The organism is Bifidobacterium sp. LH_424 (assembly GCF_056356895.1).
Window position 1 is genome coordinate 71,526 of sequence record NZ_JBKEVC010000008.1, and the last position, 14,062, is coordinate 85,587.

Annotated in this window: 13 protein-coding genes; all 13 read left to right on the plus strand. The window is 65.2% G+C overall.

Annotation, left to right across the window (positions count from 1 at the left end; all coding sequences use genetic code 11):
• Positions 1 to 156: 156 nt before the first annotated feature.
• Positions 157 to 1,167, plus strand: a complete 1,011-nt coding sequence (locus AC1AYP_RS07610; RefSeq protein ID WP_476547344.1) for a sugar kinase — start codon at positions 157 to 159, stop codon at positions 1,165 to 1,167.
• 98 nt (positions 1,168 to 1,265) lie between these two features.
• Positions 1,266 to 1,949: a bifunctional 4-hydroxy-2-oxoglutarate aldolase/2-dehydro-3-deoxy-phosphogluconate aldolase gene (gene eda / locus AC1AYP_RS07615; RefSeq protein WP_476547346.1), complete on the plus strand. Its 684-nt coding sequence runs from the start codon at positions 1,266 to 1,268 to the stop codon at positions 1,947 to 1,949.
• A 20-nt stretch (positions 1,950 to 1,969) separates the two neighbouring features.
• Positions 1,970 to 2,809: a sugar phosphate isomerase/epimerase family protein gene (locus AC1AYP_RS07620; RefSeq protein WP_476547348.1), complete on the plus strand. Its 840-nt coding sequence runs from the start codon at positions 1,970 to 1,972 to the stop codon at positions 2,807 to 2,809.
• A 157-nt stretch (positions 2,810 to 2,966) separates the two neighbouring features.
• A complete protein-coding gene (gene bglB / locus AC1AYP_RS07625) occupies positions 2,967 to 4,070 on the plus strand; it encodes a beta-galactosidase BglB (protein ID WP_476547350.1) in 1,104 nt (367 codons plus the stop codon).
• 88 nt (positions 4,071 to 4,158) lie between these two features.
• The gene (locus AC1AYP_RS07630) at positions 4,159 to 4,965 is read left to right on the plus strand and encodes a gluconate 5-dehydrogenase (protein WP_476547352.1); all 807 of its coding nucleotides are present in this window, start codon (positions 4,159 to 4,161) and stop codon (positions 4,963 to 4,965) included.
• A 14-nt stretch (positions 4,966 to 4,979) separates the two neighbouring features.
• Positions 4,980 to 5,618, plus strand: a complete 639-nt coding sequence (locus AC1AYP_RS07635) for an RpiB/LacA/LacB family sugar-phosphate isomerase (RefSeq protein WP_476547353.1) — start codon at positions 4,980 to 4,982, stop codon at positions 5,616 to 5,618.
• 157 nt (positions 5,619 to 5,775) lie between these two features.
• The gene (locus AC1AYP_RS07640; protein ID WP_476547354.1) at positions 5,776 to 6,846 is read left to right on the plus strand and encodes a LacI family DNA-binding transcriptional regulator; all 1,071 of its coding nucleotides are present in this window, start codon (positions 5,776 to 5,778) and stop codon (positions 6,844 to 6,846) included.
• Between the two features lie 418 nt (positions 6,847 to 7,264).
• On the plus strand, positions 7,265 to 8,569 hold the full coding sequence (locus AC1AYP_RS07645; protein WP_476502522.1) for an ABC transporter substrate-binding protein: 1,305 nt from the start codon (positions 7,265 to 7,267) through the stop codon (positions 8,567 to 8,569).
• 196 nt (positions 8,570 to 8,765) lie between these two features.
• The gene (locus AC1AYP_RS07650) at positions 8,766 to 9,746 is read left to right on the plus strand and encodes a carbohydrate ABC transporter permease (RefSeq protein ID WP_476502521.1); all 981 of its coding nucleotides are present in this window, start codon (positions 8,766 to 8,768) and stop codon (positions 9,744 to 9,746) included.
• A 6-nt stretch (positions 9,747 to 9,752) separates the two neighbouring features.
• Positions 9,753 to 10,658: a carbohydrate ABC transporter permease gene (locus AC1AYP_RS07655; RefSeq protein WP_476502520.1), complete on the plus strand. Its 906-nt coding sequence runs from the start codon at positions 9,753 to 9,755 to the stop codon at positions 10,656 to 10,658.
• A gap of 155 nt (positions 10,659 to 10,813) precedes the next feature.
• On the plus strand, positions 10,814 to 11,551 hold the full coding sequence (locus AC1AYP_RS07660; protein WP_476502540.1) for a DUF624 domain-containing protein: 738 nt from the start codon (positions 10,814 to 10,816) through the stop codon (positions 11,549 to 11,551).
• Entirely contained in the window at positions 11,548 to 12,537 is a 990-nt protein-coding gene (locus AC1AYP_RS07665) for a LacI family DNA-binding transcriptional regulator (RefSeq protein WP_476502519.1), read from the plus strand. Before AC1AYP_RS07660 ends, AC1AYP_RS07665 begins: the two co-directional genes overlap by 4 nt.
• A 262-nt stretch (positions 12,538 to 12,799) precedes the next feature.
• Positions 12,800 to 13,672: a rhamnogalacturonan lyase family protein gene (locus AC1AYP_RS07670; RefSeq protein ID WP_476547355.1), complete on the plus strand. Its 873-nt coding sequence runs from the start codon at positions 12,800 to 12,802 to the stop codon at positions 13,670 to 13,672.
• Positions 13,673 to 14,062: the final 390 nt, after the last annotated feature.

Below are 14,062 nucleotides of genomic sequence, written 5' to 3' on the forward strand. Positions count from 1 at the left end.
GCCGGGTGAAACGGATGGCAACTTATTCCGCGGATCGGCCGAGCGCTCATACCCTGAAACCACAACGACGACGAAGGTCCCGGACGAAGCGGTCGGGACCCGCCAACGACGACGACCATAACCATAACGACGACCAATCAGGAAACGAGGTGTGCGATGGAGAACGGCGATGATTTCCGCGTCCCGGGCATACGACCAGGCGGCGTGCTCCTCGCCGGCGAGGCGATGGGACTGTTCACCGCAGGGCAGGAGGGCCCATGCAGCAGCGTCGGCATGTTCCAGGCCTCCGTGGCCGGTGCCGAGCTCAACGTGGCCATCGGCCTCAAGCGGCTCGGCCAGAACCCGCGCTATCTGACCCGCGTGGGCGACGATCCGCTCGGCACCCGCATCCGTCTGCTCATGGAGGCAGAGAAACTCGACACCTCCCTGCTGGGCGTCGATCCCGACCGTCACACCGGCTTCATGATGAAGACGCGCGAACATGCGGGCGACCCGAAGACCTATTACTACCGCAAGGGATCCGCCGCATCCACGCTCAGCGGCGGCGACGTCAACAAGATCGATCCGACGGGACTCTCCGTGGTCCACCTGACCGGCATCCTGCCGCCGCTCTCCCCGTCGACGATGGACGCCGCCGAAGCGCTCGTCGTCTACGCCAGGCGCCACAACCTGTTCCTGTCCTTCGACCCGAACCTGCGCCCCGCATTGTGGATGAGCGAGACCGTGATGAAGTCCACGCTGCGCCGGCTCGCCGCGCAATCCGACCTCGTCCTGCCCGGCATCGGCGAAGGACGCGAACTGTTCGGCGTCGACGACGTCGAATCGATCGGCAAGGCGTTCATCGACAACGGCGCGCGCTGCGTCGTCGTCAAGGACGGCCCGCGCGGCGCCTACGCGACCGACGGCACGGACGGCGTCTACGTGCCCGGCTTCGTCGTCGACCATGTGGTCGACACGGTCGGCGCAGGCGACGGCTTCGCCGCGGGACTCCTCTCCGCCCTGCTCGAAGGCCACACCATCGCCACCGCGATGGAACGCGCCTGCGCGGTCGGCGCGATGCAGACGCAGGTCGTCTCCGACAACGAGGGGCTGCCCACCATCACCGAGCTCGACGAATTCATGATGCTGCACGACCGCGCGCCGCTGCGCGAGACCGTCCTCGTGTGACGGGCGCGCACGCGCCCGCCCGCCGTCCATCATCCCATACGAACCGCAATCATCGAAAACCGATCACCATCCCGCATCTTCCAGCAAAGGAGCCAACCATGAGCACCGCGATCCTCGAACCCACCCTCACCACCCTGTCCGACAAGCAGGCCACCATCGGCACGATGGAACGCCTCGGCGTCGTCCCGCTCGTCACCCTGAACGACGCGGACGAGGCCATCCCGCTCGCCCACGCCCTCACCGACGGCGGCGTGCCGATCGCCGAGGTCACGTTCCGTTCCGAAGCCGCCCTCGCAGGCATGGCCCGCATCCACGACTACGTGCCCGAAGTCATGCTCATCGCCGGCACCGTGCACAGCGTCGAGCAGGCGCGCCAGGCCGTCGCCGCCGGCTGCATCGGCATCGTCACCCCGTCCTTCGACGAGCGCGTCGTCGACTGGTGCCTCGACAGCGACGTGCTCGTCCTGCCCGGCACCGCCGTCCCCTCCGACATCGAGAAGGCGTACGACCGCGGCCTGCGTTATGCGAAGTTCTTCCCGGCCGAGGCGTACGGCGGCGTGAAGACGCTCAAGGCGCTCGCCGGCCCGTTCGCCGAGATGAAGTTCCTGCCCACCGGCGGCGTGAACCTCACGAACGTGGCCGACTACGCGGCATTGAAGAACGTGTTCGCCGTCGGCGGCAGCTTCCCGGTGCCGTCCGCCGCGCAGAAGGTCGGCGACTGGGCGGCCGTCGCGCAGGCGTGCCGCGCCGCGCGCGAGGCCGTCGCCGCCGCCCGCGCCTAGCGGTGAGAGGAGACGATACGATGATCGATTTCGGAGTCCGCGGCCACGACGTGTCGTTCGACGGCACGCTCGAGGGCCTGGCGCGCGGCATCGCGGCCACCGGCGCGCACAACGTGCAGTTCGCGCTCAACGCGCTCTTCCCGGACCTGAAGTCCGGGGCGCGCGAGATCAATCCCGGCATGGGCACGTACTTCCGCCGCGTGCTCGCCGAGCAGGGCGTGCAGATCGCCGTGCTCAGCTGCTACATCAACATGATCCACCCGGATCCCGCCACGCGCGAGGCGCTGCTCGAGAAGTTCGAGGCGTACCTGCGCCACGCGAAGTACTTCGGCGCGCCGATGGTCGCCAGCGAGACCGGCTCCGTGCTCGAGACGCTCGGCGTATACACCGAACGCAACTTCACCGAGGACGTGTACCTCGACACGGTCGGCGTGATCCGCCGGCTCGTCGCGGCGGGCGAGCAGTACTCGACGCTCGTCGGCATCGAACCGGGCCGCAACCACCCGATCCACGACCTCGATACGATCGAACGGCTGATCCGCGACATCGACTCGCCATGGATGGGCATCGTGCTCGACCCGTCCGTGCTCATCGACGGCGAGACGTACGACAGCCAGATCGACGTGATCGAGGAGGCGTTCTCCCGTTTCGGCGACCACATCGTCGCCATGCACCTCAAGGATTTCCGCCCGGTGCCCGGACGGCTGGAACTCGACATGGTGAACATCGGCGAGGGCGTGATGCGCATCGCCGACGCGCTCGCCGTCGTCGAGCGGTACCGGCCGTATCTGCCGGTCATCACCGAGGAGACCAAGGGCGAGGCGATCACGCGCGCCATCGCACGGTATCAGGGCGTGTGATGGAAATTATGCAACACGCTGGAAACTGATTTCCATGTTTGCTGGAAATGTTGTACAGTATTCCATGAAAGCGAAAACCTCCAATCTCCATCGCTTTCCCGCCGGACGGTCACCGCAGATCGGTCCCGGCGCAACCATCCACCAGAAACGAGGATTCATGGAACCACCACAGATGCCGGCCACCAGGGAACGGCTGCTGCGATCGATCGACGCCATGACGGACAACCTCGTCTCCATCGCGTCCAACGATGGCGAGGGGCTGTGGAAGGTCGGCGACGTCGTCATCGACGACAAAAGCTGGAACGTATGGAACTGGCCGCAGGGCATCGGACTGTACGGGCTGTACCGCAACTATGAGGTGACCGGAAGCGCCAAGGCGTTCAACGCCGTCACCGCATGGTTCGACGGCCGTCTCGCCGAAGACAGCCCGGACAAGAACGTCAACACGATGTGCCCGCTGCTCACCATGGCCTACCTGTACGAACGCACCGGCGACAGCCGATTCCGCCCCTACCTCGAGCAATGGGCGCGTTGGGCGTACGAGAGCATGCCCCGCACCGACCTGGACGGCATGCAGCACATCACGCTCGGAGAACCCCACCACAATCAGCTGTGGGCCGACACGCTCGTCATGACCGTGCTCCCGCTCGCCAAGATCGGCCGGCTGCTCGGCGTCGGCCGCTACGTCGAAGAGGCGAAATACCAGTTCCAGATCCACATCAAGTACCTGATGGACGACGCCAGCGGACTGTGGTTCCATGGTTGGACCTTCGACGGGCGCCACAACTTCGTCGGCGCCCACTGGGCGCGCGGCAACTGCTGGGCCACCATCGCGATCCCCGAGATCATCGACATCCTCGGGCTCAAGGAAGGCGACGCGCTCTACCGCTGGCTCGTCTCCGTGCTCAAGGCGCAAGTCGACGCCCTTGCCGCGCACCAGAGCGACGGCGGCCTGTGGCACACGCTCATCGACGACGAGACCTCCTACCTCGAATCCTCCGGCACCGCGGGCATCGCCTACGGCATCCTCAAGGCCGTGCACCAGGGACATCTCGACGAGCGATACCTCGACGTCGCGTACCGCGCCGTCGAGGGCCTGCTCGACCGGATCGACGAACACGGATCGGTCGCCGGCGTCTCCGTCGGTACCGGCATGGGAACGGACCTCGACTACTACCGCGGCATCGACATCTCGCCGATGCCCTACGGGCAGTCGCTCACCATCCTCGCGTTCACCGAGATGCTCGTCTCCTACTGCTGACGGGCGTCGACCACCGACCATACAACCAACCACACATCAACCAACCACACCACCCATCGGGAAGAGGGAAACCTCGGAAAGGACCATCATGGGTTACGACATGAGCAAGTTCTCGCTCGAAGGCAAGGTCGCGCTCGTCACCGGCGCCAGCTACGGCATCGGCTTCGCCATCGCCACCGCCTTCGCCGCCGCCGGCGCGAAGATCGCCTTCAACGACCGCAGCCAGGAGGCCGTCGACCGCGGCCTCGCCTCCTACAAGGAGGCCGGCATCGACGCCCACGGCTACGTCGCCGACGTCACCGACGAACAGGCCGTCGCCGGCCTCGTCGAGAACATCGAGAAGGACCTCGGCACCATCGACATCCTCGTCAACAACGCCGGCATCATCAAGCGCATCCCCATGCTCGAGATGTCCGCCGCCGACTTCCGCCAGGTCATCGACGTCGACCTCAACGGCCCGTTCATCGTCTCCAAAGCCGTCATCCCCGGCATGATCAGGAAGGGCCACGGCAAGATCATCAACATCTGCTCGATGATGAGCGAACTCGGCCGCGAGACCGTCTCCGCCTACGCCGCCGCCAAGGGCGGACTGAAGATGCTCACCCGCAACATCTGCTCCGAATATGGCGAAGCCAACATCCAGTGCAACGCCATCGGACCCGGCTACATCGCCACCCCGCAGACCGCCCCGCTGCGCGAACGCCAGCCCGACGGCTCCCGCCACCCCTTCGACGCGTTCATCGTCGCCAAGACGCCCGCCGCCCGCTGGGGCACCCCCGAGGATCTCCAGGGCCCCGCCATCTTCCTCGCCTCCGACGCCTCCGACTTCGTCAACGGCCACGTCCTCTACGTCGACGGCGGCATCCTGGCATACATCGGCAAGCAGCCCCAGTGAAAGGAACCACGCATATGAAGATCGCACTGATCAACGAGAATTCGCAGGCGGCCAAGAACGGCGTCATCGAACAGGCGCTCGCGAAGGTCGCCGCCACGCACGGGCACGAGGTGTTCAACTACGGCATGTACGCGGCCGACGACGCCGCACAGCTCACCTACGTGCAGAACGGCATCCTCGCCGCCGCCCTCCTCAACACGAAGGCCGCCGACTACGTCGTCACCGGCTGCGGCACCGGCGAAGGCGCGATGCTCGCCCTCAACAGCTTCCCCGGCGTGATCTGCGGACACGTCGAGGACCCGCTCGACGCGTACACGTTCTCCCAGATCAACGACGGCAACGCCATCGCCATCCCGTTCGCGCTCAAGAACGGCTGGGGGCAGGAGCTCAACCTCGAATACATCTTCGAGAAGCTGTGGATCGAGCAGCCGGGAACCGGCTACCCGAAGGAGCGCGTCGTGCCCGAACAGCGCAACAAGAGGATCCTCGACGGCGTGCGCGCCGCCGCCTACCGCCCGCTCGTCGACATCTACAAGGACCTCGACCCGGAGCTCGTCAAGGGCGCGTTCGCGGGGGAGCGGTTCAAGGAGTACTTCACCGCCAACGCCGAAGACGGCGACGTGAAGGACTACGTGCTCTCGCTCCTCGACTGAGCCGGGCGGCCCCCTCAGTCGGCCAAGGGCCGGACTGAGGGGGCCGGGTTAGGCGATGCGGCCGTCTCACTTTGCGCAAAATGATGCAATTCTTTTGGCAAACAACGTGTAGCATGGAAACCACGACGAAGTGTTTCCATGCAGGAGGTCAATCATCATGGCGGAAGCGACCATCACCGATGTGGCGAAGGCCGCTGGCGTCGCGGCATCGACGGTGTCCCGCGCGCTGAACGGCGGCAATGTCAAGGCGGAGACGCGTGAGCGCATCATGCGGATCGCACGCCAGATGGGCTACCGCGGCACGTCGGCGGCGTCCGTCGCGCCCGCGCGCGAACCCGCCGACGGCGGCGCGCGCGGCAACCTCGGCGTCATCGTCTCCGGCATCGGCAACTTCTACTTCACCGACATCTTCAAGGGGCTGTTCTCCGTCGCTCAGAACGCGAAATACCGCCTGTTCGTCGCCGACCTGGACGCCTCCGGCGACCGCGTCGACACGCTGCAGAGCGTGATCGGCGCCTCCGAAGGCCAGATCCTCGTCTCCCCGCGGCTGAGCGACGCCGAACTGAAACGCTACTGCGATCCGACCACCACCGTGTTCACCAACCGTCAGGTCGAGGGCTTCTCCACCGTCGGCATCGACGACGCGTCCGGCATCCTCCAGGCCGTGCGCCACCTCGCCTCCCTCGGGCACAGACACATCGCCTACATCTCCGGCATGGGCAGCTCCTACGCCAACCAGGTGCGCTGCCGGACCTGCATCGACGCCGCCAAGTCCTACGGGATGGACTGCATCGTCATCGGACCGTTCGAACCGACCTACGCTAGCGGCGTCAACGCGGGCGACGCCCTACTGCTCGAACCCGGCGTCACCGGCGTCGTCGCGTTCAACGATCTCGTCGCCACCGGGCTCATCGGACGCCTTGCCGAGCGTGGCGTCGACATCCCCGGCGAGGTGAGCGTGATCGGCGTCGACGATTCCGTGCTCTCGCGCGTCGTGCGCCCGCAGCTCACGACGATCGACGTGCGCCAGGAACGCATGGGCGCGCTCGCCATGCAGATGCTCATCAACAAGATCGAATCCGCCGCGTTCCCCGAGGATGCGGCAGCGGCCGGGGAGCCGCAGGTGGAACTCGTGCCCGAGATTCTCGTCACGAGGGAGTCCACCGGCGTCGCGCCCAAGTCCCCCGAGCCCGTGGAGGACGAGACGGAGATCGACGAGGCCGCGTGACCCCCACCCCCTCAGTCACGCTTCGCGTGACAGCTCCCCCTGACAGGGGGAGCAAGTGGTGTGCCGATTCCTTGCGCCCTCAGGGAGCCCGCATTAGGAATTCCTCCAATTCCGAGGGCCGTTGATTCTTTGCGCCCCCTTCAGGGGAACTGGCCGGTCGTAGTCCGGACTGAGGGGGAACGCCCGCAACGCACGGAAGGTCCCGTTCCGATGAGGAACGGGACCTTTTCCTATGCCCGGCAAGAGCTCTGGAAATTATTTGCGGAAACAAGTGGAAACTGTTGCGTGTCTTTGGAAATATTTGCTATAGTGATTCATGTCACGGAAGACATCGGTGATGATGGTTTCCAATCACATACATACTCGGGCCGGTGGTCGAGGACGATCAACCTACGGCACATCAAGAAAGGTTGCAGTAATGAAGTTCGGCAAGACAATCATCGCGGCGGTCGCGGCCGGTGCGGCGATGCTCTCCATGGCTGCGTGCGGCAGCGGCTCCAGCTCCTCCGATGGCAAGGACGCCAACACCCTGACGGTCGCATGGTGGGGCAACCAGCAGCGCAACGAGCGTCAGGCCAAGGTCAACAAGCTGTTCGAGCAGGCCAACAAGGGCGTCACCGTCAACGGACAGTTCTCCGAATGGGACGACTACTGGAAGAAGCTGTCCACCAACGCGGCCGGCAAGCAGATGCCCGACGTGATCGCCATGGACTACTCCTACCTCCAGCAGTACGTCGACAACGGCCTGCTGCTCGACCTCGACGACTACCTCGGCACGACCATCAAGACCGACGACATCGACAAGAACGTGCTCGAGGCCGGCAAGATCGACGGCAAGACCTACGCGCTGAGCCTCGGCAACACCGCCCCGGCGCTCATCTACAACAAGACGCTGCTCGACAAGGCCGGCATCGAGGTCCCGGACAACATGACCATCGACGACTTCATCGACATCTCCAAGCAGGTGTACGAGAAGACCGGCGTCAAGACCAACTACCGCTACTACGAGGCCTCCGAGCTGCTCGAGTACCAGCTGCGCGGCGAGGGCAAGACCCTGTTCGCCGACGGCAAGCTCGGCGCCAGCGCCAAGGACGTGGAGAAGTACCTCGACGTCTACCAGACCGGCATCGAGGACGGCTGGCACATCTCCCCGGAGATCTTCGCGCAGATCAAGGCCGGCTCCGTCGAGCAGGACCCGCTGGTCTACGGCTCCGACCCCGCCGCCCGCTCCTGGTGCTCCTTCAAGTTCACCTCCCACTTCACCTCGATGCAGTCCGTGCTCACCGACGGCACCCAGCTGGCCATGACCACCTGGCCCGCCAAGAACGTGAAGAAGGCCGACTACGTCAAGCCCGCCATGTTCTTCGCGATCTCCAAGACCGCCAAGAACCCGGAGCTGGCCGCCAAGTACATCGACTTCTACACGAACAACGAGAAGGCCGTGAAGGCCATGTCCACCGACCGCGGCCTGCCGATCAACTCCAAGATGATGGACGCCCTCGAGCCGAGCCTCGCCGACACCGACAAGCAGTCCGTCGCGTTCCTCAACGAGAAGGTCATCCCGAACAGCTCGAAGATCAACCCGCCGGCCCCGAAGGAAGCCACCGAGTTCAACTCCACGATGCTGCCGACCGCCGAGGAGAACGTCCTGTACAAGAAGAACACCGCCGCCGAAGCCGCCAAGACGCTGGTCGACGAGGCCAACGACGCCCTGGCGAAGTAAGGAGGCCCCATCGACACCAGACCATGACGCCGCCGCCGGTCCTTCCACTCAACCGACAATCGACGACCGGCGGTGACGGAATCTCCTTTCCTTCCAACTACTCCTCCTCCTTCAGACGAAAGCCGGGCATGGCTTGACGCGCAAGCGACGTCCGGCTTTCGTCGTCCCCACACTTCATATCCCGAAAGGCATGGCAATGTCCCAAGCAACCGCAGCGGCGCCCGTCTCGGCACGCAACGCGAACAAGGCAAGGAAGACCGCCGGGGTGACGTTCCACAAGGAAGGCGCGCTACGCCGGTTCCTCAACAAGGAGAGCGTCGCCGGATACGTCTGCGCCTCACCGTTCATCTTCGGCTTCCTGATGTTCATGATCGTCCCGATGGTGCTGTCGCTCTACTACTCGTTCACCGACTACAGCATCATCGGCGAGGCCTCCTGGATCGGCTTCGACAACTACATCGAGATGTTCACCCAGGACGACCTGTTCTGGAAGTCCCTCGGCGTGACCTTCCTGTTCGCCCTCATCTCCGTGCCGCTCAAGCTGATCTTCGCCCTGTTCGTGGCCATGCTGCTGCTCAGGAACTCCAAGGCCTCCGGCTTCTACCGCGCCGCCTACTACCTGCCGTCCATCCTCGGCGGCTCCGTCGCCATCGCCGTCCTGTGGAAGCAGATGTTCGCCTCCGACGGCACCATCAACCAGGTGCTCGGCCTGTTCGGCGTCAAGTCCGACTTCGCGTGGCTCGGCAACACGAAGACCGCCATCTGGACGCTCATCATCCTGGCCGTCTGGCAGTTCGGCTCCTCGATGCTGATCTTCCTCGCCTCCCTCAAGCAGATCCCCGCCGAACTCTACGAGGCCGCCAGCGTCGACGGCGCCTCCAAGTGGACGCAGTTCTGGAAGATCACCCTGCCCCTGCTCACCCCGACCATCTTCTTCAACCTGGTCATGCAGATGATCAACGGCTTCCTGGCCTTCACCCAGTGCTACATCATCACGCAGGGCAAGCCGATGAACTCCACCCTGTTCTACATGGTCCACATGTACGACGAATCCTTCACCAACTACCACGCGGGATACGGCGCCGCGATGGCCTGGGTCATGCTGATCCTGGTCGGCGCATTCACCCTGTTCCTGTTCGCCACCAAGCGTTTCTGGGTCTACGACGAGGAGGCCTGATCCATCATGACCACAGCGATTCCCACCACCCCGGGCCGCAAGTCCGCCACGGTCCCCGTCCACAAGGCACCGCGCGTCAAGCCGGGCCGCATCGTCTACCACGTGCTCGTCTTCGCGTTCGCGCTGCTCATGCTCTACCCGATCGCATGGATGGTGTTCAGCTCCTTCAAGCCCACGAAGACCGTATTCACCACCGCCGGCCAGCTGTTCCCGACCACGTGGACGTTCGACAACTACGTCAACGGCTTCCGCGGATTCGAGCCCGGCATCCCGTTCTTCCGCTACATCGGCAACTCGCTGTTCATCGCCGTGACCGCCACGATCGGCACCGTGTTCTCCTCCGCGATCGTCGCCTACGCGCTGAGCCGCCTCAAGTTCAAGGGCAACAAGACGCTGTTCGTCGCGATGATGATCTCGATGATGCTGCCCGCCCAGGTGCTCATGGTCCCGCAGTACCTGTGGTACCAGAAGCTCCATTGGACGAATTCCTACCTGCCGCTCATCGTGCCCTACTGCTTCGCCATCCAGGGATTCTTCATCTACCTGATGATGAACTTCATCGACGGCATCCCGAAGAGCCTCGACGAGGCCGCGAAGATCGACGGCTGCTCCTTCTACGGCATCTTCGCCCGCGTGATCTTCCCGCTGCTCACCCCGGCGCTCGTCACCGGCTGCATCTTCTCCTTCATGTGGCGCTGGGACGACTTCCTCGGAGCCCTGCTGTACGTGTCCGACACCGAGAAGTACCCGGTGGCCCTCGCGCTCAAGCTCTTCTCCGACCCCGGCTCCTCCTCCGACTACGGCGCCCTGTTCGCCATGGCGTCCGTCTCCATCCTTCCCTCGGTGCTCATCTTCCTCTTCTTCCAGAAGTATCTGGTCGAAGGCGTGAGCACCTCGGGACTCAAGGGCTGAGCGCTTCCTCCTCCTTCGGCTCCAGCCCGCATCGCCGCCGCGCACCCGCCGCCATGGACTTGCTACCTCCTTCCTTCCCCATGGCGGCGGAGGCCGGCACTTCGCGTATCCACCACCATCCACACCATCCACCACCAGAAAGCCGGTTGACCACCATGAGCCTGTTCTCGCTGTTCTACAACGGTCGGAGCCATGAATCCGAGCGCGAGGCCAACCCGCAGGGCATCCACCTGTTCTTCGCCGTCATCAAGTGGCATTGGGGCCGCCTGATCGGCCTCAACATCATGTTCATCCTCTCCTGCGTGCCGATCGTCACCATCCCCTGCGCGATGACCGCGATGAGCGACGTCCTCGGGCGCATGGTCCAGCGTCGCGTCTGCTATCCGGTCCACGACTACTGGCGCGGGTTCGCGCGCGAATGGAAACGTTCCACGGCGTGCGGCGCGGTCGTGTTCGGCGTGCTCGCCGCCGCGCTGTTCGGCATGCTCTTCTACCCGCGTTCCGGCATGCCCGGCGGCTTCGCGCTCGCCGGCCTGTGCCTCGTCGCCGCGCTCGTCGACGTCATGGTGATGATGATCGTCTTCCCGCTCGTCGCGTTCACCGACCTGCCCGTCTCCGCCGTGCTGAGGAACGCGGTCTTGCTCACCCAGATGCGGTTCGGCCAGATGGCCGGCGCGCTCGCCGCGCTCGCCGGCCTCGTGGCCGTCACCTACCGCGGCATGCCGTTCACCGTGCTCGTCCCGCCGCTGTTCGGGTGTTCGCTCGCCGGCCTGATCGGCGTGTACGCCGCGTGGGAGGGGATGCGACGCTACGTGATCGTCGACATGGCCGATCACGTCACGGCGGGACGTGACGTCGCGTCCGCCGCCGGCGGCAAGGAGGTCTCGCGATGAGCGACAAGGTCACGATATACGACGTAGCGAAGGTCGCCGGCGTCTCGCCGTCCACCGTCTCGCGCACGTTCGCCGCGCCCGGCCGCGTGAGCGCCGAGACGGCGAGGAAGGTCCAGGACGCCGCCGACGCGATCGGCTACCATTCCGATCCGATCGCGTCCGGCCGTCGCCGCGTCAACGGCAAGGGACTGGTCGCGGTGATCGTGCCCGACCTCGCCAACCCGTTCTTCGCCGCGATCTGCCGCAGCGTGCAGGACGAATGCTCGTCGCGCGGATTCGGCATGGTCGTCAGCGAATCGCGCGAGGTCGTCGCCCGCGAACGCATCATCTTCGACGAGGTGCTGCCGTACGTGCGCGGCGTGCTGCTCGTCTCGCCGCGCATGCCCGACGTGATGATCCGCAAATGCGCGCAATTGTGCCCGACCGTCGTCGTCAACCGCAACGTGCGCGGCGTGCCCAACGTGGTCATCGACATCGCCGACGCGGTCAAGCAGGCGGTACGGTACTTCGCGCTCATGGGCTACCATCGGCTCACCTACATCGACGGGCCGTCGACCTCGTGGGTGGGCGGCGTCAAATGGCGCACGATCTCCGACGAATGCAACGCGCGCAACATCTCGCTCAAACGCTCCCACCCGTGCGCGCCCACCGTGGACGGCGGCAACGTGTTCGTCGACGAATACCTGCTCAATCCCACCGGCGCGGTCATCGCCTACAACGACCTGATGGCGCTCGGCTTCGTCGCCGGTATGCGCAAACGCGGCTACGACTGCCCGGAGCGGTTCTCGGTGATCGGCTTCGACAACGACAAGCTCGCCGCGCTGTCCAATCCGTCGCTCACCACGATCCACATGCCGGCCGCGGCGCTCGGATCGGATGCGGCGGCCGCGCTGCTGAGCCGCATCTGCGGCGGCGACGTGCCGGGCACCGCCGTCACCGTCCCCGCCCGCCTCGTCATGCGCCACAGCGTAGGCAAAGCGGCGTGAACGGCTCGGACGTCCACCCCCTCAGTCGCGCTTCGCGCGCCAGCTCCCCCTCAAGGGGGAGCAAGGAAACGGGGACGCGCTCTTGCTTCCCCTCAGTGGGGAGCAAGAAGCGGACGACATGCTCTTGCTCCCCCTTTCAGGGGGAGCTGGCGGCAAGTGGCCGGACGCGGAGGCGAAGTTCAAGCTTGCTCCCCCTTTCAGGGGGAGCTGGCCGGCCGTAGGCCGGACTGAGGGGGCGCAACGGAACGATGACGGAAAAGGAGTGGTCGATGAGGACTCACGAGGCCGCCGCGTGGATGCGGCGGATGGGTGCCGCACTGTGCGCGGCGGCGATGACGGCGACGCGCGGCAGGCCATCGCCGTGATCGACGGCGAGACCGGCACGATGAGGGCCGTCGCGCCCGTGCCGGAGACGTACCTCGCCGACGGGCCCATGTACGCGCGCTTCGGCGTCGGCCATCTCGACGGGCGCACACCCAGCCTCATCGCCGCGTTGAAGAACCGGCAGGACGGCGCGAACGGCAAGCCCAACGCCGGCGACTGGGACGGCGTCACCGAGGACGTGGGGCGCGGCATGGTCGGCGACATCGACCCCGACGCGCCCGGCGTGGAGGTCTGGTCGAGCAGCACCGGACTCAAGAACGCGGCCACCGGCGAGACCATCGCGCCACGGCAGGACGGCGTCAACGGCGCAATCTGGCCCGACATGGGCGTGCTGTGGGACGGCGACCTCGGCCGCGAACTGCTCAACTCGATGACCTTCAACAAATGGGACCCGGCCGCGCGCCGGCTCAGGCGCATCACGACGGCCTCCGGTACCGGGATCAACGCGAAGACGTTCGGGGCGGTCGCCTCGCGCGGCGGGTACGAGTCCTCCGGCACGCGCACGTTCCGGCCGCTGTTCTACGGCGACCTGTTCGGCGACTGGCGCGAGGAGGTCGTCTACACGAACGCCGCGTTCGACGAGCTGACGATATTCACCACCGATCAGCCGACCGATTACCAGGTGACGACGCTCGCGCAGAACCCCGCCTACCGCGATGACATGACGGTGAAGGGCTACATGCAGGACCACGAACCCGACTACTACCTCGGATTCGGCATCGCGCTGGCGGTCAGCCGCAGACGGCGGTAGCGTATTGCCTCCCTCTGACGAGGGAGGTGGCCGCCGGAGGCGGTCGGAGGGAGAGACAGCGGCCGCAGGCCGCAGGAAAACGGCATCGGCCGAAGGCCGATTCGATATTCCCGCGGCCTGCGGCCGCTCTTCTATTGGCTCGCCTGTCGGCGAGCACATCGCCTACAAACGCCTCTGGCGTTTGCTTTACGGCGATGTCCCGTCAGAGGGAGGCGATGTGCCATCAGAGGAGGGCGAGTCGGGGAAGCAACAATTGCGGGTGGTTGCCAAATGGAAGGCGATTGGCCGTGATTTTTTTGTATTTCCGTGTTATGGTAATCGAAAGCAAATTTTATGGAAAGTTTGCAGAAGATATGCAAGAGCATGGCAGCTCTTGTGGAAACGGCCGGA